Consider the following 20744-nt stretch of genomic DNA (forward strand, 5'->3'; position numbering starts at 1 on the left):
CGCGGGGCGGGGCCCCCCCCCGCCCCCCGGCCGCCCCCCCCCCGGGGGCCCGGGGGGGGGGCCCCCCCCCGCCCCCGGGGGGCCCCCCCCCGCCCGGCTCGCCCGGCGCCCTCCCCGCCGCCCGCACCCGCCCCACCGACAACCGCCCCACGACCAACGCCGACGCACCCCGCGCCACACCGCCCACCGCGACGACGCCCACGACACGCACGACGCCCACCGTCCCGGTCCATAGCCCCCGCAGGCCCCTCGCCGAGCCCGGCCAGCCCCGTCCCACCGATCTCTTCGCCGATCGTCTCCTCGCCGTCCTCAGCGGCCGCCGCCCCGTCCACTCGATGCTCCGCCACACCGTCGGCCGCGCCTACGACGACCTGGCGCACCTCGCCGAGAGCGGCCCCCTGCGCACCACCCGCGGCACCCACCCCGTCGTACGCGACATCGGCTACTACGTCGCCCGTCCCGGCGCCCTGGAGGTCTTCGCCCGCATCGGCGCGGGTGACCGCCTGCGCGCGATGGCGTTCCGCCTGGAGTGCGGCACGGACCGCCGCTGGCGGTGCACGGCGGTGGAACTCGGCGGCCCCCGCACACCCCACACCGACAACGACTGAGCAGCCTTTCCGCACCCCGCCCCGCCCCTCCCCCGCCACGCCGGGAGACGGGGCGGGCGGCACGCCACCCCACGAACGCCGACGGGCCGGACCACCCTCGGGTGATCCGGCCCGTGACGACTTCCCGTGACTACTTCTCACGGCACTTTCTCACGGCACTACTTCTTACGACGCCGCCCGGCCTTCGCCTGCTTGCGCCGCTCCGCGCGCGTCAGACCGTCCGCCTCCGAGCGCACCGGCTCCTCGTCGCTCTCGAAGTCGCCCTCGACGGTGCCGCCCTCGCCGTCCACGGTCGGCGCCGAGAAGTGCAGGTTGCGCCGCTGCGGGGCGTCCAGGCCCTTGGCGCGGATCTCCGGACGGGCCTGCGCCGGCACCACGTCCTGCTTCTCCATGTCGACCGGCGCCGCGTCCTCGACCGGCACCTCCTCGACCTGCTGCTCGACCTGGACCTCCAGGTTGAACAGGTAGCCGACGGACTCCTCCTTGATGCCGTCCATCATCGCGGAGAACATGTCGAAGCCCTCACGCTGGTACTCGACCAGCGGGTCCTTCTGCGCCATCGCGCGCAGGCCGATGCCCTCCTGGAGGTAGTCCATCTCGTAGAGGTGCTCACGCCACTTGCGGTCCAGGACCGACAGCACGACCCGCCGCTCCAGCTCACGCATGATCTCGGAACCGAGCTGCTTCTCCCGCGACTCGTACTGCTCGCGGATGTCGTCCTTGATGGACTCGGCGATGAACTCGGCGGTCAGCCCCGCACGGTCACCGGCCGCCTCCTCCAGCTCCTCCACGGTGATCTTCACCGGGTACAGCTGCTTGAAGGCGCCCCAGAGCCGGTCCAGGTCCCAGTCCTCGGCGAAGCCCTCCGCGGTCTCCGCCGACACGTACGCGTCGATCGTGTCGTCCATGAAGTGATGGATCTGTTCCTGGAGGTCCTCGCCCTCCAGGACACGACGCCGCTCGCCGTAGATGACCTCGCGCTGCCGGTTGAGGACCTCGTCGTACTTCAGGACGTTCTTGCGCGTCTCGAAGTTCTGCTGCTCGACCTGCGACTGCGCGGACGCGATGGCCCGCGTGACCATCTTGTTCTCGATCGGCACGTCGTCCGGCACGTTCGCCATGGACATCACGCGCTCCACCATCTGCGCCTTGAACAGACGCATCAGGTCGTCGCCCAGCGACAGGTAGAAGCGGGACTCGCCCGGGTCACCCTGACGGCCGGAACGACCGCGCAGCTGGTTGTCGATACGCCGCGACTCGTGCCGCTCGGTGCCCAGCACGTACAGCCCGCCGAGCTCCTCGACCTGCTCCTTCTCCGCCCTGACGGCCTGCTCGGCCTTCTCCAGGGCGGCCGGCAGCGCCGCGGCCCACTCCTCGATGTGCTCCTCCGGGTCGAGCCCGCGCTGGCGCAGCTCCGCCTCCGCGAGGTCCTCCGGGTTGCCGCCCAGCTTGATGTCCGTACCACGGCCGGCCATGTTCGTGGCCACCGTCACGGCGCCCCTGCGGCCCGCCTGCGCGACGATCTGCGCCTCACGGTCGTGCTGCTTGGCGTTCAGCACCTCGTGCTGGATGCCCCGCTTGCTGAGCTGCTGAGACAGGTACTCGGACTTCTCGACCGACGTCGTGCCGACGAGGATCGGCTGACCCTTCTCGTGCTTCTCGGCGATGTCGTCGACGACCGCCTCGAACTTCGCGACCTCGGTGCGGTAGATGAGGTCCGACTGGTCCTTGCGGACCATCGGCCTGTTCGTCGGGATCGGCACCACGCCGAGCTTGTAGATCTGGTGGAACTCGGCGGCCTCGGTCATCGCCGTACCGGTCATGCCGGACAGGCCGGGCAGTTCCTTGCCGTTGTGGTCGTGGCGCTTGTACAGGCGGAAGAAGTTCTGCAGGGTGATCGTCGCGAGCGTCTGGTTCTCGTCCTTGATGTCCACCCCTTCCTTCGCCTCGATCGCCTGGTGCATGCCCTCGTTGTAGCGGCGGCCCGCGAGGATACGGCCGGTGTGCTCGTCGACGATCATGACCTCGCCGTCGATGACGACGTAGTCCTTGTCCTTCTTGAAGAGCTCCTTGGCCTTGATGGCGTTGTTCAGGTAGCCCACCAGAGGCGTGTTCACCGACTCGTAGAGGTTGTCGATGCCCAGCCAGTCCTCGACCTTGGCGACACCGGCCTCGTGGATGGCGACCGTGCGCTTCTTCTCGTCGACCTCGTAGTCGCCGGTCTCCTCGATGCCCTTGAGCGGGTTGCCCGCCTCGCCGCGCTTGAGACGCAGGACCAGCTTGGCGAAATCGCCGTACCACTTCGTCGCCTGGTCCGCCGGACCCGAGATGATCAGCGGCGTACGCGCCTCGTCGACCAGGATGGAGTCGACCTCGTCGACGATCGCGAAGTTGTGGCCGCGCTGGACGAGCTCGTCCTGGGACCACGCCATGTTGTCGCGCAGGTAGTCGAAACCGAACTCGTTGTTCGTGCCGTACGTGATGTCGCAGGCGTACATCTCGCGGCGCTGGGCCGGCGTCATGTTGGCCAGGATGCAACCGACGGACAGACCGAGGAACTTGTGGACGCGGCCCATCATCTCGGAGTCGCGCTCGGCCAGGTAGTCGTTGACCGTGATCAAGTGGACGCCCTCACCCGACAGGGCGTTCAGATACGCGGGCAGCGTGCCCACCAGGGTCTTGCCCTCACCGGTCTTCATCTCGGCGACATAACCGAGGTGCAGGGCGGCACCACCCATGATCTGCACGTCGTAGTGACGCTGTCCCAGCGCACGCTTGGCGGCCTCACGCACCGTGGCGAACGCCTCCGGCAGCAGGTCGTCCAACGACTCGCCGTCGGCGTACCGCTGCTTGTACTCATCGGTGAGGGCCCGCAGCTCGGCGTCGGAGAGGTCGACGAAGTCCTCTTCGATGGAGTTGACCTGGTCCGCGATGCGGTGCAGCTTGCGCAGGATCTTGCCTTCGCCTGCACGCATGATCTTCGAGAGGACGGACACGGGGGTTGGTCTCCTTGCCGGTCGGGCCTGGGACGGTCGGTTTCATTTGACTCACTGAGCAACGGCCATCGTATGCGAGGACCCCGCCACGCCGGGAGGCCTGCCGTGACGCGGACCGCACACCGCCTCACGGCGGCGCCTGATTTCTCCGTCACAGGCACAACGGCCGGGCCCCGCCGATGGTGCCGCGCCCGCCGGACGAATCACGCGAAAAGTGATCAGCCGCTCACCCACCGCGAAAGGATGGCGCCCGCACCGGCCCCGCGCGCAGAATCGGCCGATGGAACCCGTCACCCTCACCACCGACCGCCTCGTCCTGCGCCCGGTCGGCCCCCGGGACACCGACGCGGTCCACGCCGCCGCCCAGGACCCCGACATCCAGCGCTGGACCACCATCCCCTCCCCCTACCTTCCCGAACACGCCCGCGGCTTCACCGAACAGCTCGCCCCCGAGGGCTGGGCGAACCGCTCGGCGTTCACCTTCGGCGTCTTCCTCCCCGACGACAGCCTCACCGGCCTCCTCAGCCTCACCATGCGCTCCCCCGGCACCGCCGAGATCGGCTTCTGGACCACCAGGGAACACCGCGGCAACGGCTACACCACCGAGGCCACCGTCACCGCCTCCCGCTGGGCCTTCACCCACCTCGCCGTCGACCGCGTCGAATGGCGCGCGGAGGTCGGCAACACCGCATCCCTCGCGGTCGCCCGGCACGCCGGCTTCACCCTGGAGGGCACCCTGCGCTCCGCGATCGACAACAAGGGCGTACGACGCGACTGCTGGGTGGCCTCCCTGCTCCCCTCCGACCTCGGCCTGCCCTCGACGACCCCCTACCTCCCGGCACCACCGCACCCCGGCCCCACCCCCAACCCCGCCTGAGTACGGGCGAACCCGCAGCTCAGTACCGACTGTCATACCCACCCCCTATCGTGCGCACCATGACGACCCCGCCCCCCGCCACCGAACTCTCCGCGGACGAGGCCCGCCGCATCGTCCTGCGCGCCCAGGGCCTCCTCGGCGCCCCCGACCGCAGAGCCGGCGTCCGCGGCGTCCTGCGCCGCCTCGGCGCCGTCCAGCTCGACACCATCTCCGTCCTCGCCCGCTCCCACGAACTCATCCCCTACGCCCGCCTGGGGGCCGTCGGCCGCACCACCGTCGAGGACGCCTACTGGAAGCCCACCCCCGGCGCACCCGACGACCGGCCCCACGCCTTCGAGTACTGGTCCCACGCCGCGTGCATCCTCCCCGTCGAGGAGTGGCCCCACTTCGCCTTCCGCCGCCGCGCCTACCGCAACCGCCCGCACTGGCACCACACCCTCCCCGAGGGCACCTACGACCAGGTCGTCAAGCAACTGCGCACCGAGGGCCCCCTCACCGCCACCGAACTGGGCGGCGCCAAGAAGACCAGCGAGTGGTGGGACTGGTCCGGCACCAAGGTCGCCGTCGAACGCGCCCTGATGTACGGCGAAGTGGTCTGTGTCGAACGCCGCGGCTGGAAGCGGGTCTACGACCTCGCCGAACGGGCCGTCCCCGCCGACCTGCTGCACGACGAACTCGACGACACCGAATGCCTGCGCCGCCTGGTCGGCCTCGCCGGCCGCGCCCTGGGCGTCGGCACGCGCGCGGACATCGCCGACTACCACCGCCTCAAGGGCGAACAGGTCGACGCGGTGATCGCCGAATCCGGTCTGGTCCCGGTCACCGTCGCAGGCTGGGGAAAACCGGCCTGGGCAGACCCGGCGGCCCTGGAGACGACGCCCCGCGGCCGCCACCGCACGACGCTGCTGTCCCCGTTCGACTCCCTCATCTGGGAACGTGCCCGCACCGAGCGCATCTTCGGCTTCACCCACCGCCTGGAGGCCTACGTGCCCAAACCCAAGCGGATCCACGGCTACTTCGCCATGCCGGTACTCGCCGGCGGCCGGCTCGTCGGCCGCGTCGACCCCGCCCGCCAGGGCCGCACCCTCGTCGCCCGGCAGATCACGCTGGACGGCCCCCAGGCCGTCCCCGCCGTCGCACAGGCCCTGGCCGAAGCTGCGAGCTGGGTGAACTGCACGGACGTACGAGTGGAACGCGTCGACGCCCCCGAACTGCGCGCCCCCCTCACCCAGGAACTCGCCCGGGCCCTCCCCTGACCGCCACCCCGACCGCACGGAGCACCGCGCAGGACCACTGCACACGAGCACCGCACCGCACCGCACCGCACCGCACCGCACCGGGACCAACACACCGGAGCCGCCGGAGCTACCGGATCTCGAGAATCTTCTCCCGCATCGCATACACCACCGCTTCCATCCTGGAGTGCAGCTGCAACTTCTCCAGAATGTTCCGCACGTGGTTCTTCACGGTGTTCTCGGAGATGAACAACTCCTTGGCGATGTCCCGGTTGTTCATCCCCGTCGCGACAAGCTTGAGCACTTCCAGCTCACGGTCCGTCAACCGCGGCGCGGGCACCAGCCTGCGCTCACCGGTGCGCTGGATCATCGATTTGAACTCGGTCAGCAGTTTCGACGCCATCGAGGGACTGATCTGCGACTGCCCGTCCGCCACCGCCCGAATGGCCGTGGACACCTCGTCCGTGGAGATCTCCTTCAGGAGATAACCCGTCGCACCCGCCTTGATCGCCTCGTAGAGATCGGCCTCCTCGTCGCTGATCGTCAACATGATGATCTTCGCGCTGGGAGCCACCTCCTTGATCGAGGTGCACGCCTCGATACCCCCGCGCTTCGGCATCCGTACGTCCATCAGCACGATGTCGGGCAGCAGATCGGCCGCCTTCTCCACGGCCTCCGCCCCGTCCCCCGCCTCACCGACGACCTGGATGTCCTCCTCCGCGGCAAGCACGATCTCCAGCCCGCGGCGGAACAGGGCATGATCGTCCACCACCAGAACCCTGATCGGCTCCTTGCGGGGAGCACCCCCGTCCGGGCCCATGCCGACGACGCCTTCGACGGCATCCCCGTCATGCATCGGTCCGAAGCTGTCCGCCATCGTTCCTCCCCCTGAAGGCTGTGGCCGTGGTCGCGTGCCATCGCCAACGCAAGGCAACGACCCACCGGTTGAGCCGTTGCCGCCATGATTCCATGCCCGGACGACAACCCGGCGACGGAGCGATGCCCGAAGGGGCGCACAGGGGTGCCCCTGGGGGCGCACACGCGCTCCAGGGGCACCAGCTCAGCTGTCACCGGGGCGGGGTCAGCCGCCCAGCGCGCCGCCCGCCTCGGGGCCCGGGGCCTGAGCGACCATCGGGTCCGTGTTGAGGTGGATCACGCCGTAGTCGTAAGCGTGCCGCCGGTAGACGACGCTCGGCTCCTTCGTCTCGGAGTCGACGAAGAGATAGAAGTCGTGCCCGACCAGCTCCATCTCGTAAAGAGCCTGGTCAAGAGTCATAGGGGCGGCCACATGGGTCTTCTCGCGCACCACGAGCGGGCCGTCACCCTGTACCTCCAGCGACCCGATCTTCTTCGTCGGCACGCTGTCGGACTCTTCGGACGGGACGGGGTGGCCATTGCTGCCGAGGGTCGCGACGCCCGGTACGCGGTCGGCGACCTCCGCCGCCGAGATCCGCCCCGCGCCGCGCCGGGTGTAACGCTTGTCGTGCTGCTTGCGCAGCTGGGCGTCCAGCTTCTCCGCCGCCAGATCGAGTGCCGCGTACGGGTCGCTGGCCGCTGCCTCCGCACGGATCACCGGACCGCGGGAGCGGAGTGTGATCTCCACTCGGTCGCACCGGTCGGCCTGTCGGGGGTTCGGCTCCTTGGACACCTCGACGTCGAGGCTCATCACCTTGCCGTCGAGCTTCTGGATCTTCTCCAGGTTCAGCTTCTCGGCCACGTGCTTGCGGAACCGCTCGGGCACCTCGGTCTTGCGGCCCTTGACGACGATGTCCACGCAGAACTCCGTTCCCGGATCGCTCCGCATCAGCGGCGGAGCATCTCCCTTTTGCACCAGGTTCCGGTGGACACCGGAACCTCGGACTCGGTGACTTCCACCTCCTCCTCCCCCATGGGCGAGATCTACACCCCAGATGCCGCGATGATTACCTCAAAGCGCAGCACAACATTCGGATTCGAGAGGTGTGGCCTGCGGCTTTCCCTCACAACCGAACATATCTCGCCCGGACGGATGTCGTCACCCTCTACTGCCGCGTACCCCCGTTCAGGTGAATTGGTCCTCTCAATACCTGCAACGACACCGGCCCTCGGTCAGTTCCGGTTTATTTCGAAAGCGTCCGGTGGCGCCGCGACGACGGCCGCGCACAGCAGGTCGGCGGACCGTGCCGCGCCCAGCGGCCGCACCAGTGCCGGGTCCGTACCTCCCTCCCGCGCTTCGGACGGTCGTACCCTCCTGCCTTCCCGGGCAGCGCTGTCGTACACAGCGGCCACGCCCTCTTCACCCGCCCCCCGGCCGGCCGGACCGGCCCGGTGCGTGTCCATCGCCGCCGGGCCGACCGCCTCAGCCGCCCGGTGCGTCTCCGTCGCCGCCCGCACGGCACGCGCGGCCTCCGCGAGAGAGGCACCGGTCGTCACCAGGTCGTCGACGAGCACCACCGCGTCGGCACCGCGCAGCAGCCGCGCGCCACCGGCCGCCACCGTCAGTGCGCCGAGCAGATTGTCCAGCCGCTGCCGCGAGTTGAGCCCCGTTTGATCGGCCACCACCCGCCGCTGACGCAACACCGCGGCCACCCGCACCGGCACCCCGGCCGCCCGCAGCTCCGCCGCGGCGGCCAGCGCGATCCGCCGGGCCGGATCATGCCCCCGGGAACGGGTGGCCCGGCGCGCGGAGGGGACGGGGACGAGAAGCACGGCTCGCGGTGGGGGCGAGGGCCCCTCCCCCACCCCCGCCTCCCCCAACCCCACCCGCACCGCCCCCGCCAGCGCCGTCCCCAGCGGTCGCGTCAGCGCCAGCGCGCCGCGCTCCTTGTGGGCCAGCAGCACGGCCCGTACCTCGTCCGCGTACCGGGCGGCCGCGTGCACGGCGGGCAGCCCGGGCGGCTCTGGGTCCGGCCGGACCCGGCGGGGCATGGTGCCGTGGAGCGCGGCACGGCACTGGTGGCAGAGCACGGTGCGCGCCGTGCCGCAGCCGCCGCACTCGGCCGGGAGCACCAGGCCGGAGAGGTCCTGCCACCACCGCCGAACGCTTTCCACACCGATCACTGTGCCAAGGCCGGGGAGGGCCTGCCACCCCTGTGGAAAAGGGCTGGCGCGGGCCTGTGGAAAGTCCCGGAGGGCCTGGAGGAGCAGGCCCGAAGAGAACCAGGCCCGACGAGGGTCAGGCCGGCCGGGTGCGTCGGCCTGCCCCCCGTCGGAACGCGACCGTCCTCACCCCGGGTAGAACGCGACGGAGCCGGTCTCCTTCAACGTCCGCCAGCCGCTCCCACCGGGCAGCCACAGCAGGCCCTCCTTCGAGGTGGCGAAGAGGGGGGCCTCGCTGTCCTCGGAGGCGGCGATGCTCGTGACCTCGGTGAGGCCGGGGAGCGTGCCGGTCTCGGGGATGGAACCGTCGCTCTGGACGTACTGGACCTGTTCGACTCCGCCGGCTTCGCGGCCGACGACGACGAGCCTGTTGTCCCCGGCCCATGACATGGCGGTGACCTGTTCCAGGTCGGGGGTCGCGGAGCGCAGTTCCTGGACCGCGACGGTGGGCCGTTCGCCGCTCCTGTCGTGTTCGATCCGTCCGATGAGCAGGGACTGCTTGCCGTCCCGGTCCACGACGAGAGCGATCCGTACGCCGTCGGCGGCGACCCGTACGGTGTTGATCCGTCCGTCGAGGCCGGGGGTGAGTACCTGCAGGGGCTCGCCGCCGCCCTTCTCCAGGAGGAGCAGGCGCGGGTCGGCGGGGTCGCGGTCGGCGATCCACAGGTCGCCCTGGGCGTCCCAGCTGGGGGTGGTGAGCCGGTCGGTCTCGGTTTTGCCCTTGCTCAGGAGAACGGGTTCGCCGAGGGAGTTGCCGGCGACGGTGGAGGTGACGTAGAGCGCCTTGCCGTCGAGGGCGACGCCGGCCGCGCTGTGTTCGTCGCGGGACACGGCGACCGAGCGCAGGGCCTGGGTGCCGTCGCCGAGTGCGCCGGGCACGGCTTCGGATCCGGCGCTGTCACCGGCGTTCGTCCTGCGCATCAGGCGGTGGCGGGCGTCGATGAAGTACAGGTAGTCGGGTCGGCGTTCCGCTCCGCGTTCGGCGACGGCGGCGGCCCGGTCCTCGGTGAGGGAGCAGAGCTGGTTTCCGCCGGCGCGTACTTCGACCTCGTCGACGATGGGGTTGAGGCTCTGGAGGGTGAACAGCAGTTGCGCGGCCATTTCGTCGCACTTGCCGTGCCCGACGCGGGCCGCCTTGTCGTTGAGCGGCACGGTGAGCTTGTTCTGGTCATCGGGTGCCAGGGAGGTGACGCCGGCGGTGAGTGCGGTGCCGGTGGGGAAGCTGGAGCGGACGACGGGGCGCAGCCAGCTGGTGGGCCCGTTGAGCAGGGAGCGCACCATCTCGGTCATGGGGTCGACGCGTTCGCGGACGTAGACGGGGTCGGCGACGGCCATGGGTTGTCCGGAGCCGGCGGACGTGGTGTGGGAGGCGAAGTAGTACTTGTTGAGCGACATGTAGTTGCGCTGGAAGTCGGACTTGCCCATGACGACGCCTTCGGGCAGCGCGTCGATGCGCCAGTGTCCGGTCTTCTTGTCGCGCGTGAGGTGCACCGTCTGGTCGTAGTCGCCGGAGGCGGGGGTGTAGGACTGCTGGGCGTCGATGGTGGCGACGCGGGTGCCGGTCAGCCGGAAGGCGAAGTCGTCGCCGTTCTCCCTGCTGCCGGAGCGGTCGGCCTGGGTGCCCGGCCCGTCCGCGAGGACCGTGGTGGACCGTTCAGGTCTCCACTGTTGTGCGGCACCGGGGGTGAGGTACTGGCGCGCAGTGGAGTAGCCGGGGTCGTCGCTGGTCAGGGCTTCGAGGAAGCCCTGGACGATCTCGGCGGGCGGAGCGTCGTCGCGGGGCGGCATGGCGAAGACCCGGACCTGTGTCTCCTGGCGGGGGGTGGATTCGACGCCGCGCAGGTCGCCGCTGTCGGGCATCGAGGCGCATCCCGCCAGCAGTACGACGCCACACACGGCGTACGCCGCTCCGCGCACCGGCGTGCGCCGGCGGCCCCCCTCGCGGTCAGCGCCCACGAAATGCCTCCCCTTGTTCGTTCGCGCCGTCGGTTTCCCTGTCCGTCCGGCTTGTTCGGCCGGGTGTCTCACCGTGTGCCCCGTCCCTGGTGGGCGGGTCCGGTGGGCGGGTGTCCGAGGCGGGCCGGGGCACGACGCGCGCACCGTTGCCGGGTAGTGCCGTCGGGTCGGCGGTGGCGGCCGCGGTGCCCTGTCGGGGTGTCAGGGGTGCCCGTCCGGGTGGACGCTGCTCACGGGCGGGCTGGAGGGGAACGGTGGCGCTCTTCTCGCTTCCGCCGCGCGGCAGGCCTGCTTCGTTGAGTCCGCGGTTGCGGCGGGAGTCCTTGGGTTCCAGGGGTATCGGTGAGCCCCGTAGGGGTTCGTCCGCGGTCCTGGGCAGGGTGAGCCGGAACTGTGAGCCGCCTCCGGGTTCGCCCCAGGCCTGGAGCCAGCCGCCGTGCAGGCGGGCGTCCTCCAGGGCGATGGACAGTCCGAGGCCGGTGCCGCCGGTGGTACGCGCGCGTGCCGGGTCGGCGCGCCAGAAGCGGCTGAACACGCGGGTGGCCTCGCCGGGCTTGAGTCCGACGCCGTAGTCGCGGACGGCGATGGCGACGGCTCCGCCGGCGCTGGCGAGTTTGACGACGACGTCCTTGCCGTCGCCGTGTTCGACGGCGTTGACGACGAGGTTGCGCAGGACGCGTTCCACCCGGCGGGCGTCGGCTTCGGCGACGACGGGCTGCTGGTCGCCGCGGACGCGTATGGACGTGCCCTTGCGTTCGGCGAGCGGTGCGGCTCCGCTGACGACACGGCGTACGACTTCGCGCAGGTCGACGGGTTCGGCCTCGAGGGCGGCGGCGCCTGCGTCGAAGCGGCTGATCTCGAGGAGGTCGGCGAGGAGGGATTCGAAGCGGTCGAGCTGGTCGGCGAGGAGTTCCGCCGAGCGGGCGGTGACGGGGTCGAAGTCCTCGCGGGCCTCGTGGATGACGTCGGCGGCCATCCGTACGGTCGTCAGGGGTGTGCGCAGCTCGTGCGACACGTCGGACACGAACCGCCGTTGCATCCGTGACAGGTCCTCCAGCTGCTGGATCTTGAGCTGGAGGTTCTGCGCCATCTTGTTGAAGGCTTCGCCGAGTCGTGCGATGTCGTCCTCGCCGGTGACCTTCATGCGCTCCTGGAGGTGTCCGGCGGACAGGCGTTCGGCGATGCCGGCGGCCATCCGCACGGGGGTGACGACCTGCCGTACGACGAGCCAGGCGATGGCTCCGAGGAGGACGACGACGAAGAGTCCGGCGGTGGCGAGGGTGCCTCTGACGAGGCTGAGGGACTTCTCCTCCTGGGCGAGCGGGAAGAGGTAGTACAGCTCGTAGGGGTCGCCGTTGGGGTCGTTGACCCGTTTGCCGATGACGAGGGCCGGCTGGGACTCCTTGTCGCTGAGGTAGATGATGCGGGAGTACCTCTGGACGGCGCCGGTGCTGCTGTTGACGCGTTCACGCAGGACGTCGGGGACGCTCTTGTTGGGGTCGACGGAGCCGGAGGCCCGTGGTCCGCGGCCGCCGCCGCTGTCGTCGCCGGGGGGCAGGGTGACCACGTCGAAGGCGCCCTGGCCGCCGCTGGACAGCGACAGCACGAGTTCGCTCATCCATTCGATGACGTTCTGGGAGGCGCGGCCGTCCGGGCTGTTTCCGTCGTCGGCGGCGGCGCCGGCCACTTCGTCGGCCTTCTGCTTGGCCACGGCGAAGCCGCCGGTGGCCTGACTCTGGGAGGCCTTGACCTTGGCGTCGAGCAGCCCGTTGCGTACCTGCCCGATGACGACGAAGCCGAGCAGCAGGACGACGCCCAGCGACATCAGCAGGGTCGTGGCGACGACCTTGAGCTGGATGTTGCGCCGCCACAGCCGCATGACGGGCAGCAGCGGCCTGCGCATCCAGCGCAGCAGCAGCCGCAGGACGGGACTGTTGCGCACGCCGCCCTGGAGGAGCCCGCCGGCGAAGAGGTGGGCGAAGCGCGATCCCGTCTGCCGCGGGCCGACAGGCCGCTCCGGACGGGCCCCGGACCGGCCGGGGGCCGAAGCGGCACTGTCCTTGGACATGTCAGCTCGGTCCGGCCTTGTAACCGACGCCACGGACGGTCACCACGATCTCCGGCCGCTCCGGGTCCTTCTCGACCTTGGAGCGCAGCCGCTGTACGTGCACGTTGACCAGGCGGGTGTCGGCGGCGTGCCGGTAGCCCCACACCTGCTCGAGCAGCACTTCCCGCGTGAACACCTGCCAGGGCTTGCGGGCCAGCGCGACCAGCAGGTCGAACTCCAGCGGGGTCAGCGCGATCGACTGTCCGTCGCGTTTCACGGAGTGGCCGGCCACGTCGATGACGAGGTCACCGATGGTGAGCTGCTCGGGAGCGGGTTCCTCGGACCTCCGCAGCCTCGCCCGGATCCGGGCGACCAGTTCCTTGGGCTTGAACGGTTTCACGATGTAGTCGTCGGCACCCGATTCGAGGCCCACGACGACGTCGACGGTGTCGCTCTTGGCCGTGAGCATGACGATCGGCACCCCGGACTCCGCCCTGATCAGGCGGCACACCTCGATACCGTCCCGTCCGGGCAGCATCAGGTCCAGCAGCACCAGGTCGGGCTTCGCCTCACGGAAAGCGGCCAGCGCCTTGTCGCCGTCGGCTACGAAAGACGGCTCAAAACCTTCACCACGCAACACGATGCCGAGCATCTCGGCCAGTGCGGTGTCGTCGTCGACGACAAGGACTCGTCCCTTCATAAACGACATCATCCCATTCTCATAACAGTGACAGTGGCGCTGGTGAGCAGGGTCACTGGCCCGTGACGATAGTCGTAGGGAACGGTCACTGTCTGCCCCGGCCCCCGGCAGTGCGCTCGGCGCACGCCCGGAGGCCGCCGACAGCCCCCGTGGGACAAGGGGAGCGGGCCGTCCCGCGGGACGGCCCTCCCCTCAGGTGGTCGCGTGCCGTGCCCTGGCGCACAGCTCCGCCAGGCCCTCGGCCGTCACCGGCGAGACGACACCCTCCTCCGTGACGATCGCCGTGACCAGTTCGGACGGCGTCACGTCGAACGCCGGGTTGTACGCCTGCGTCCCCAGGGGCGCCACCGGGATCCCGCCCCCCGCTCCCGACACCGGCGCCTGCGGCGCGGCCATCTCCGTCACCTCGAACCCGGGCCGCTGCTCGACCTCGATGGACGCCCCGTCGGCGGTGTCCGGGTCGACCGTCGTCAGCGGCGCCACCACGATGAACGGCACATGGTGGTACCGGGCGAGCACGGCGAGCGGATAGCTCCCCACCTTGTTGGCCACGGATCCGTCGGCCGCGATGCGGTCGGCCCCGATCAGCACGGCGTCGACCTCGCCGGCCGCGAACAGCGACCCCGCCGCGTTGTCGGTGAGCAGCGTGCAGGCCATGCCGCTGCGCGCGGCCTCGTACGCCGTCAGCCGGGCGCCCTGGAGCAGCGGACGGGTCTCGTCCATCCACAGCCGCCGCAGCCGGCCCGCCCGGTGCGCCGCGAGAGCCACCGCGAAAGCGGTCCCCTCACCGCCCGACACCAGCGAACCGGTGTTGCAGTGCGTGAGGATCCGGTGTCCGCCGCCGGGCAGCAACTCGTCGAGGAGCGCCAGCCCGTGCTCGGCCATCCGGGCACTGGCCTCGGCGTCCTCCCGGTGCAGTTGCCGCGCCGCGGCCAGGGCGGCGCGGGCCCCCTGCTCCGGGCTGCCGCCCCTGGCGACCTCCGCCTGGTAGGCGTCGCGTGCGCGGCGCACACCGACGGACAGGTTCACCGCGGTGGGCCGGGCGCCCGCGAGCGCGTCCGCCGCCTCGTCCACGGCGAAGCCGCGCGCGGCAGCGAGCGCGACCCCGTACGCCCCGGCGATCCCGAGCAGCGGCGCCCCGCGCACGGCGAGCGAACCGATCGCCTCCACCAGTGCCGACGCGTCCGTACAGACCAGTTCCACCTCCTCGGCCGGCAGCCTCGTCTGGTCGAGAAGCACCAGAACGGGGCCTTCGGGTGGTTCCTCCCAGCGGATCGCCGGTATCTCGGTGGGCCGCTTGTCATCGCCGGATTGCGCGTACTGATCAGCCATGCCGTCAGTGTGCCCGTTATCGGCCGGACAATCGAAGGCACGCAGCCCGGACCGCGGCCGATCCGCCGTCGACCACCCCATGGCACGATGGCTCCCAACCTGCCGCCGCGACCGCGGACGGGCACCGTGAAGGAGCGACGATGAACGACACTCCGGGCTGGGCCTCGCCCGGATCCGCCCCGTCCGACGGACAGGAGCCCGGGACGTCCATGCCTCCCGAGCCCGCCGACCGGCCCGGCGGCACGCAGCCCGCCGACCGGCCGGCCCCGAACCCGCAGGGCCCCGGCACGCAGTGGTCCCCGCAGCAGCCGCCACCCGGCCAGTGGTCCGCGCCGACAGGCGCCCACAACCCGGGCCAGGCCCCTCCGCCACCACCCCCCGCCACCGGCTGGGGCACCCGCCCGCCCACCGGTCCCGGTGGTTACGGCGGATACGGCGCTCCCGGTGGCTGGGGCGGCGGCTGGGGCGGCCCCCCGCCCGCGGCCAAGCCGGGCGTCATCCCGCTGCGCCCGCTCGGCGTGGGGGAAATCCTCGACGGCGCCGTCTCCACCATGCGCACCTACTGGCGCACGGTCCTCGGCATCTCCCTGACCGTCGCCGTCGTCGTGGAGATCATCGTCGTCCTCCTGCAGGGCCTGGTCCTGAACGAGTCCACGGGCACGGCCGCGCTCGGCGACCCGAGCGCCACGGTCGACGAACAGCTCGACGCCATGGGCTCCGTCCTGCTCGACTCCGGCGTCATCTTCCTGGTCAGCCTGGTCGGCACCATCACGGCGACCGCGCTCCTGACCGCCGTCACCAGCCGCGCCATCCTCGGCAAGCCGGTCACCAGCGGCGAGGCGTGGCGCGACGCCCGCCCCCAGCTGCTCAAACTGTTCGGCCTGATCCTCCTGCTGCTGCTGACGGTAACCGCCGTCGCCGTCGTCTGCGTCCTGCCGGGCGCCCTTCTGGGCGGCGCCGCGGGTGACGCCCTCACCGCCATGGGCAGCATCGGATCGGTCGTCCTCGCGGTGTCGCTGCTGGTCCGCTTCTCCCTCGCCTCGCCGGCCCTGATGCTGGAGAAGCAGGGCATCAAGAAAGCCCTGACCCGGTCCGCGAAGCTCGTCCGCGGCTCCTGGTGGCGGATCTTCGGCATCCAGGTGCTCTCCCTGATCATCGCGAACCTCGTCGCCATGATCATCGCCGTGCCCTTCGCCCTCCTCGGCGCCGCTCTCGGCCCCGGCGGTCTCAGCGCCTTCACGGACACCGACACCGAGCTCGGCTGGACGTACCTCATCGTCAGCGGCATCGGCTCGGTCATCGGCTCCCTGATCACGTTTCCGATCACGGCGGGCGTCGCCGTGCTCCTCTACGTCGACCAGCGCATCCGCCGCGAGGCCCTCGACCTCGACCTGGCCCGCGCCGCCGGCGTCCAGGGGTACGGCACCCCCACCCCCGGCACCACCCCGGGCATCCCGGGGAGTTGATGCGGTGAGGCTTGCGGGGGAAGTTCTCACGGCGGCACCGGCAGGCCGGGCCCGCACGGCCCTGTCGGGTGCCGCCGACCGCGCCGGGCACACGCTGTCGCGCGCGGCCGACGGCACGCCGCTGTCGTGGGCACGCCCAGGCGGCGAGCCGCCGGTGACCGTCCCCCGTGACCCCGCACGCGAGGCGGCCCGCCGCGAACTGTCCAAGCGGCTGTACCACGAGAACGATCCCAGCCTGTTCGAACGCGCACTGAACACCTTCTGGGACTGGCTCGACGGCCTCTTCGGCGCCGCCTCGACCGCCGCACCGGGAGGAGTGCTCGGCCTGGTGGTCATCGTCCTGGCCGTCTCCGCCGCGGTGGCCGCGCTGTGGTGGCGCCTCGGCACCCCAAGCCGCCGCCCCGCCTCCATGGCGGCCCTGTTCGACGACCGTCCCCGCAGCGCCACCGACCACCGTGCGGCCGCCGAGGCACACGCCGCCCAGGGCCACTGGAGCCAGGCCGTCCAGGAACGCATGCGCGCCATCGTCCGCTCCCTGGAGGAACGCGCCCTCCTCGACAACCGCCCCGGCCGCACCGCCGACGAGGCCGCCGCGGAAGCCGGCCGTACCCTTCCCGACCACACCGGCCGACTCCGCTCCGCCGCTCGCGACTTCGACGACGTCACATACGGCGGCCGCACCGCCACCGAGCAGGCGTACGCCCGCATCGCCGGCCTCGACCGCGACCTGACCGGCGCCAGACCCCACCTCACGCACGACAGCGCCCCCATCGCGGCCCAGCACACCCGCCAGGGCACCGAATGACCACCGCGGCCACGCCCCCGGCCACCTCGGCCTCGCCCACCGCCCGCCAGGTGTGGACCCGCTCGCGCGGCATCGTCCTCGCCTTCGCGCTCCTCCTGGCCGGCGCAGCGGTCCTCGCCACCCTGCGCTCCGACGCCCGCCACAGCGCCCTCGACCCTCGCTCCGGGGACCCCTACGGCAGCCGCGCCGTCGCCGAACTCCTCGCCGACCACGGCGTTTCGACCCGCGTCGTCACCACCTTGACCGGGGCCCGCGCCGCGACGGGCCCCGACACCACCCTCCTGGTCGCCGCCCCCGACCTGCTGACGGAACGCCGCCAGCGGGAACTGCGCTCGGCGACAGCCGGCTCCGGCGGCCGCACGGTCCTCGTCGCCCCCGGGGCCCGGTCCGTCGAAGCCCTCACCCCCGGTGTCACCGCGGCCCCCGCCACCAGCCGCACCTCCACCCTCACCCCCGGCTGCGCACTGCCCGCCGCGCAGCGCGCCGGCAGCGCCGACACCGGCGGCATCCGCTACACCACCACCCGACGCGACGCCGACGAGTGCTACCCCAGCAACCGCCTGGCCACCCTGGTCCGCGTCCCGGACACCACCGGCGACGGCGACACCGTCGTCCTCGGCGCGCCCGACATCTTCCACAACGACCGCCTCGACGAGCAGGGCAACGCCTCCCTCGCCCTCCAACTCCTCGGATCCCGCCCGCATCTGGTCTGGTACCTCCCCTCGCTCTCCGACACCTCAGCCGCCGACCAGGACGAGGAAAAGAGCTTCTTCGACCTGATCCCCTCCGGCTGGCTCTGGGGCACACTGCAACTCTTCGTCGCGGCAGCCCTCGCCGCCCTCTGGCGGGGACGCCGGCTCGGCCCCCTCGTCCCCGAAAAACTCCCCGTCGCGATCCGCGCCTCCGAAGCCGTCGAAGGCCGCGCCCGCCTCTACCGCAGGGCCGACGCGCGCGACCGCGCGGCCACAGCTCTTCGCTCCGCCACCCGCACCCGCCTCGCCCCTCTCGTAGGAATCCCCGTCGCCCAGGCACACACGCCCGAAACCCTCGTCCCGGCCCTGTCCACCCACCTCGACGGCGGCGGACAGTCCCTGCACCCCCTCCTCTTCGGCCCGCCACCCGCCGACGACACGGGCCTGATCACCCTCGCCGACCGACTCGACGCCCTCGAAAGAGAGGTACGCCGTCCATGATGGACCCGACCACTGACAACGCCGGGACCACCGGGGACCCGGGCAGTGCCCGCGCCTCCCTGGAAGCCCTGCGCGCCGAGATCGCGAAGGCCGTGGTCGGCCAGGACCCCGCCGTGACCGGCCTCGTCGTCGCCCTCCTGTGCCGCGGACACGTACTCCTCGAGGGAGTCCCGGGAGTGGCCAAGACATTGCTCGTCCGCGCTCTCGCTTCCGCACTGGAACTCGACACCAAACGAGTCCAGTTCACCCCCGACCTCATGCCGAGCGACGTCACCGGCTCCCTCGTCTACGACAGCCGCAGCGCCGAGTTCTCCTTCCAGCCGGGCCCGGTCTTCACCAACCTCCTGCTCGCAGATGAGATCAACCGCACCCCGCCGAAGACCCAGTCCTCCCTCCTCGAGGCCATGGAAGAACGCCAGGTCACCGTCGACGGCACCGCCCGCCCTCTCCCCGACCCGTTCCTGGTCGCCGCGACCCAGAACCCGGTCGAGTACGAAGGCACCTACCCCCTCCCCGAAGCCCAGCTGGACCGCTTCCTCCTCAAGCTCACCGTCCCGCTCCCCTCCCGCCAGGACGAGATCCACGTCCTCACCCGCCACGCCGAAGGCTTCGACCCCCGCGATCTGCGTGCCGCCGGCGTCCACCCGGTGGCCGGCCCCGCGGACCTCGAAGCGGCCCGCGCCGCAGTCGCCGGCACCACCGTCTCCCCCGGGATCACGGCCTACGTCGTCGACATCTGCCGAGCCACCCGCACATCTCCCTCCCTCTCTCTCGGCGTGTCCCCACGCGGCGCAACGGCTCTCCTTGCCACCGCCCGCGCCTGGGCCTGGCTGACCGGCCGCGACTACGTCATCCCCGACGACGTCAAGGCCCTCGCCCTTCCCACCCTCCGGCACCGCGTCCAACTCCGCCCGGAGGCCGAAATGGAAGGCGTCACCGCCGACTCGGTCATCACCGCGATCCTCACCCACGTCCCCGTCCCCCGCTGATGGCACTCACCGGACGCACCGCCCTCCTGGCGGCCCTGGGCTCCCTCCCCATCGGCATCTGGGCGCCCAGTTGGACAGGCGTCCTCGCCGTCAACGCCCCCCTGGCCATCGCCTGCGCCTGCGACTTCGCCCTCGCGGCCCCCGTACGCCACCTGCGTCTGACACGCTCCGGCGACACCTCCGTACGCCTCGGCGATACGGCTGACGTCACCCTCACGATCACCAACCCCTCCCGCCGGCTGCTGCGCGCCCACATCCGCGATGCCTGGCCGCCCAGTAGCTGGCAGCCCGGCACCGAAACCGCCGCTTCCCGCCACGAGACCACCGTCCCCGCCGGCGAGCGCCGCCGTATCACCACCCGGCTGCGCCCCACCCGCCGCGGCGACCGCCAAGCCGACCGCCTCACCATCCGCTCCTACGGGCCCCTGCGCCTCTTCTCCCGCCAGGGCACACGCACGATCCCCTGGTCCGTACGGGTTCTTCCCGCCTTCACCAGCCGCAAGCACCTGCCCTCGAAACTCGCTCGTCTGCGTGAACTCGACGGCCGCACCAGCGTCCTGACCCGCGGCGAAGGCACAGAGTTCGACAACCTGCGCGAGTACGTGCCCGGCGACGACACCCGGTCCATCGACTGGCGCGCCACAGCCCGGCACACCACGGTCGCCGTCCGCACCTGGCGCCCCGAACGTGACCGCCACATCCTCCTGGTCCTCGACACCGGTCGCACCTCCGCAGGCCGCGTGGGCGACGCACCCCGCCTCGACGCCTCGATGGACGCGGCCCTGCTCCTGGCCGCTCTGGCATCCCGCGCCGGCGACCGCGTCGACCTCCTCGCCTACGACCGCCGTGTACGCGGCCTCGTCCAGGGCCGCTCAGGCAGAGAGACCCTCCCCTTTATGGTGAACGCCATGGCGTCCCTCGAACCGGAACTGGTCGAGACAGACGCCCGTGGTCTCACCGCCACAGCAATGCGAACGGCCCACCGCAGCTCACTGATCGTCCTACTGACCACGCTCGACACCGCACCGGTCGAAGAGGGCCTCCTACCTGTCCTCCCACAACTCACCCGGCACCACACCGTCATAGTGGCCTCGGTGGCCGACCCGTACATCGCCCGCATGGCCGCCTCCCGCGGAACCACTGAAGCCGTCTACGAAGCAGCGGCCGCAGCCCAGACGCAATCAGAACGGTCCCGCACCGCAGAGCAACTCCGCCGCCACGGAGTCACGATCGTCGATGCCGTCCCGGAGGAACTGGCGCCGGCACTGGCCGATGCCTACCTGACTCTGAAAGCGGCAGGACGCCTGTAACGCAAAAAGGGGCTCCCTGAGGGGAGCCCCTTACATCCAGACACGCGACCGTCAAAACAGGAAACCCCCGTGCCATTGGCACGGGGGTTTCCCGGAATGATTGTTCGGCGGCGTCCTACTCTCCCACAGGGTCCCCCCTGCAGTACCATCGG

At 71.3% G+C, this 20744-nt stretch carries 16 protein-coding genes; 8 read left to right on the forward strand and 8 right to left on the reverse strand.

Annotated elements, in window-relative coordinates; translation table 11 throughout:
* Window positions 1–335 precede the first annotated feature (335 nt).
* Entirely contained in the window at window positions 336–608 is a 273-nt protein-coding gene (locus tag ACGFQC_RS35525) for an Rv3235 family protein (protein WP_393289098.1), read from the forward strand.
* Window positions 609–766: 158 nt separating this feature from the next.
* On the opposite strand, the gene secA is transcribed toward ACGFQC_RS35525, so the two are convergent.
* Complete coding sequence (gene secA / locus ACGFQC_RS35530) at window positions 767–3604, reverse strand: preprotein translocase subunit SecA (RefSeq protein ID WP_363088597.1); 2838 nt, start codon at window positions 3602–3604, stop codon at window positions 767–769.
* Window positions 3605–3884: 280 nt separating this feature from the next.
* Between secA and ACGFQC_RS35535 the strand changes: the two genes are divergently transcribed.
* Together ACGFQC_RS35535 and ACGFQC_RS35540 are read left to right on the forward strand one after the other, a co-directional pair.
* Window positions 3885–4481 (forward strand): GNAT family N-acetyltransferase, encoded by a 597-nt coding sequence (locus tag ACGFQC_RS35535; protein WP_363088598.1) that lies wholly within the window; start codon window positions 3885–3887, stop codon window positions 4479–4481.
* 59 nt (window positions 4482–4540) lie between these two features.
* Complete coding sequence (locus tag ACGFQC_RS35540; protein WP_363088599.1) at window positions 4541–5737, forward strand: DNA glycosylase AlkZ-like family protein; 1197 nt, start codon at window positions 4541–4543, stop codon at window positions 5735–5737.
* Between the two features lie 109 nt (window positions 5738–5846).
* Here ACGFQC_RS35540 and ACGFQC_RS35545 read toward each other — a convergent pair whose 3' ends face one another.
* The 7 genes from ACGFQC_RS35545 to mtnA all read right to left on the reverse strand — a co-directional run bounded on the left by ACGFQC_RS35545 (window position 5847) and on the right by mtnA (window position 14829).
* Complete coding sequence (locus tag ACGFQC_RS35545; RefSeq protein WP_363088600.1) at window positions 5847–6593, reverse strand: response regulator transcription factor; 747 nt, start codon at window positions 6591–6593, stop codon at window positions 5847–5849.
* A 204-nt stretch (window positions 6594–6797) separates the two neighbouring features.
* The gene (gene hpf / locus ACGFQC_RS35550) at window positions 6798–7490 is read right to left on the reverse strand and encodes a ribosome hibernation-promoting factor, HPF/YfiA family (RefSeq protein WP_393289100.1); all 693 of its coding nucleotides are present in this window, start codon (window positions 7488–7490) and stop codon (window positions 6798–6800) included.
* Window positions 7491–7804: 314 nt separating this feature from the next.
* Window positions 7805–8746, reverse strand: a complete 942-nt coding sequence (locus ACGFQC_RS35555; protein ID WP_363088601.1) for a ComF family protein — start codon at window positions 8744–8746, stop codon at window positions 7805–7807.
* Between the two features lie 174 nt (window positions 8747–8920).
* Window positions 8921–10750, reverse strand: coding sequence for an LpqB family beta-propeller domain-containing protein (locus ACGFQC_RS35560; RefSeq protein ID WP_363088602.1), 1830 nt, complete (start codon window positions 10748–10750; stop codon window positions 8921–8923).
* Window positions 10740–12818 (reverse strand): MtrAB system histidine kinase MtrB, encoded by a 2079-nt coding sequence (mtrB, locus tag ACGFQC_RS35565; RefSeq protein WP_363088603.1) that lies wholly within the window; start codon window positions 12816–12818, stop codon window positions 10740–10742. Before mtrB ends, ACGFQC_RS35560 begins: the two co-directional genes overlap by 11 nt.
* Before the next feature lies 1 nt (window position 12819).
* Complete coding sequence (mtrA, locus tag ACGFQC_RS35570; RefSeq protein ID WP_005316841.1) at window positions 12820–13509, reverse strand: two-component system response regulator MtrA; 690 nt, start codon at window positions 13507–13509, stop codon at window positions 12820–12822.
* Between the two features lie 180 nt (window positions 13510–13689).
* The gene (gene mtnA, locus ACGFQC_RS35575) at window positions 13690–14829 is read right to left on the reverse strand and encodes an S-methyl-5-thioribose-1-phosphate isomerase (RefSeq protein WP_363088604.1); all 1140 of its coding nucleotides are present in this window, start codon (window positions 14827–14829) and stop codon (window positions 13690–13692) included.
* 140 nt (window positions 14830–14969) lie between these two features.
* Here mtnA and ACGFQC_RS35580 point away from each other — a divergent pair, with 140 nt between their 5' ends.
* The 5 genes from ACGFQC_RS35580 to ACGFQC_RS35600 are packed head-to-tail and all read left to right on the forward strand — an operon-like array spanning window position 14970 to window position 20592.
* The gene (locus tag ACGFQC_RS35580) at window positions 14970–16295 is read left to right on the forward strand and encodes a hypothetical protein (RefSeq protein ID WP_363088605.1); all 1326 of its coding nucleotides are present in this window, start codon (window positions 14970–14972) and stop codon (window positions 16293–16295) included.
* A gap of 4 nt (window positions 16296–16299) precedes the next feature.
* On the forward strand, window positions 16300–17100 hold the full coding sequence (locus ACGFQC_RS35585; protein WP_393289099.1) for a DUF4129 domain-containing protein: 801 nt from the start codon (window positions 16300–16302) through the stop codon (window positions 17098–17100).
* Window positions 17097–18293, forward strand: coding sequence for a DUF4350 domain-containing protein (locus tag ACGFQC_RS35590; RefSeq protein WP_363088606.1), 1197 nt, complete (start codon window positions 17097–17099; stop codon window positions 18291–18293). The genes ACGFQC_RS35585 and ACGFQC_RS35590 overlap by 4 nt, the downstream gene beginning before the upstream one ends.
* Window positions 18293–19282, forward strand: a complete 990-nt coding sequence (locus ACGFQC_RS35595; RefSeq protein ID WP_363088607.1) for a MoxR family ATPase — start codon at window positions 18293–18295, stop codon at window positions 19280–19282. Before ACGFQC_RS35590 ends, ACGFQC_RS35595 begins: the two co-directional genes overlap by 1 nt.
* The gene (locus tag ACGFQC_RS35600) at window positions 19282–20592 is read left to right on the forward strand and encodes a DUF58 domain-containing protein (RefSeq protein ID WP_363088608.1); all 1311 of its coding nucleotides are present in this window, start codon (window positions 19282–19284) and stop codon (window positions 20590–20592) included. The genes ACGFQC_RS35595 and ACGFQC_RS35600 overlap by 1 nt, the downstream gene beginning before the upstream one ends.
* The last annotated feature ends 152 nt before the right edge of the window (window positions 20593–20744 follow it).

The sequence above is a fragment of the Streptomyces sp. NPDC048734 genome (assembly GCF_043198675.1).
In the GTDB taxonomy this organism is placed as follows: Bacteria; Actinomycetota; Actinomycetes; order Streptomycetales; family Streptomycetaceae; genus Streptomyces.